Raw genomic sequence first — 1553 nt, forward strand, 5'->3', positions numbered from 1 at the left:
CAGCCGGCGGCTGTAGTCGTCGCGCGGCGCGGTCAGCACGCGCGCGACCGGCCCCGTCTCGCGGACCGTGCCGTCCTTCAGGACCACCGCCTGGTCAGCGATCTGGGCCACCACCGCCAGGTCGTGGGTGACATAGACGCCGGTGACACCCTGGTCGGCCAGCGCGTTCTTGAAGGCGGCCAGGACCTCGATCTGCGTCGTGACGTCCAGCGCGGTGGTCGGCTCGTCGAAGATCACGATTTCCGGCCCGGCCATCAGCGCCATCGCGGCCATCAGGCGCTGCAACTGCCCGCCCGACAATTCACCGGGATAGCGGGCGCCGATCCTCTCGGGCTGCGGCAGGGCCAGCGCGCGGAACAGGGCGACCGCCCGGCCCTCGAGGTCCCGCCGGGGCATGACGCGATGGATCAGCGCCGGCTCGATCACCTGCCGCAGGACCGGCAGGGCGGGGTTGAAGGCGCTGGCGGCATTCTGCGCCACGTAGCTGACCACCCGGCCGCACAGCGCGCGGCGTTCCTCGGCATTCATCGCCGCGACGTCGTACCCGGCGACCGAGACCCGTCCGCCGGTGATGCGGCAGCCGGGCCGCACATGCCCCATCAGCGCCAGGGCGATCGTCGTCTTGCCGGACCCGGACTCGCCGATCAATGCCAGCATCTCGCCGCGCCGGACCGAAAAATCCACCCCGCGCACGATCGGGGTTTCCGCGCCGCGTCCCCGGCGCCCGGCGATCCGCAGGCCCTCGACATGGATGATCGCCGTCATCTCAGCGCCTCCGTCCGGTGGAATCGAGCGCGAGATTGATGCCGATCGTCAGAACGGCAATGGCGAGTGTCGGCGCGATCATCGCATAGGCGCCATAGACCACGCCCAGCAGGTTTTCCCGTACCATGGACCCCAGATCGACCCCCGGCGGCTGGACCCCGATGCCGAGGAAGCTGAGATTGCTCAGCAGCAGCACCGCGTAGATGAAGCGCAGCCCGACATCGGCCAGCATCGGGCCGGCCATGTTGGGCAGGATTTCGTGCAGGATGATATAGGCCCGCCCCTCGCCCCGCGCCCGCGCCACGGTGACGAAATCCAGCCTGGCGATCCGCTGGGCCAGGGCGCGGCTGGTCCGGTAGGCGCCGGGCATGTAGATCACCGCCATGGTCAGGACCAGCGTCGGTATCGAACTGCCGAACGCGGCGATGACCAGCAGGGCCAGCAGCAGGCTGGGAATCGACAGCAACCCGTCCACCAGCCGGCCGGCCAGCATTTCCAGCCAGGGACGGGAGATCACCGTCGCGATCCCGACGAACGCGCCCGCCAGGCAGGACAGCAGGGTCGAGGCCAGGCACAGCAGCACCGTGTGCCGCGTGCCGTCCAGCAGCCGGGCCAGCGTGTCGCGCCCCAGATAGTCGGTGCCCAGCGGATGCGCCCGGGACGCACCGGCGAACACCGTGCCGCTGACGACCTGCCCGGTATCATAGGGCGTGAGCATCGGGCCGATGATCGCCACGACCAGCCAGAAGCCGATGACGGCCAGCGCCCGTTCGCGCCCGGCGGCGAGG

Annotated in this window: 2 protein-coding genes; both read right to left on the minus strand. The window is 70.3% G+C overall.

The window, feature by feature from the left end; all coding sequences use genetic code 11:
- A partial coding sequence (locus tag HUK84_RS17645; protein ID WP_176641416.1) for an ATP-binding cassette domain-containing protein occupies positions 1-765 on the minus strand: 765 nt, incomplete at its 3' end.
- A 1-nt stretch (position 766) separates the two neighbouring features.
- Positions 767-1553: ABC transporter permease (locus tag HUK84_RS17650; protein ID WP_176641417.1), on the minus strand; the 787-nt coding region annotated here is incomplete at its 5' end.

Origin of the sequence: Nguyenibacter vanlangensis, assembly GCF_013376155.1 — a bacterium.
GTDB classification, from domain to species: domain Bacteria; phylum Pseudomonadota; class Alphaproteobacteria; order Acetobacterales; family Acetobacteraceae; genus Gluconacetobacter; species Gluconacetobacter vanlangensis.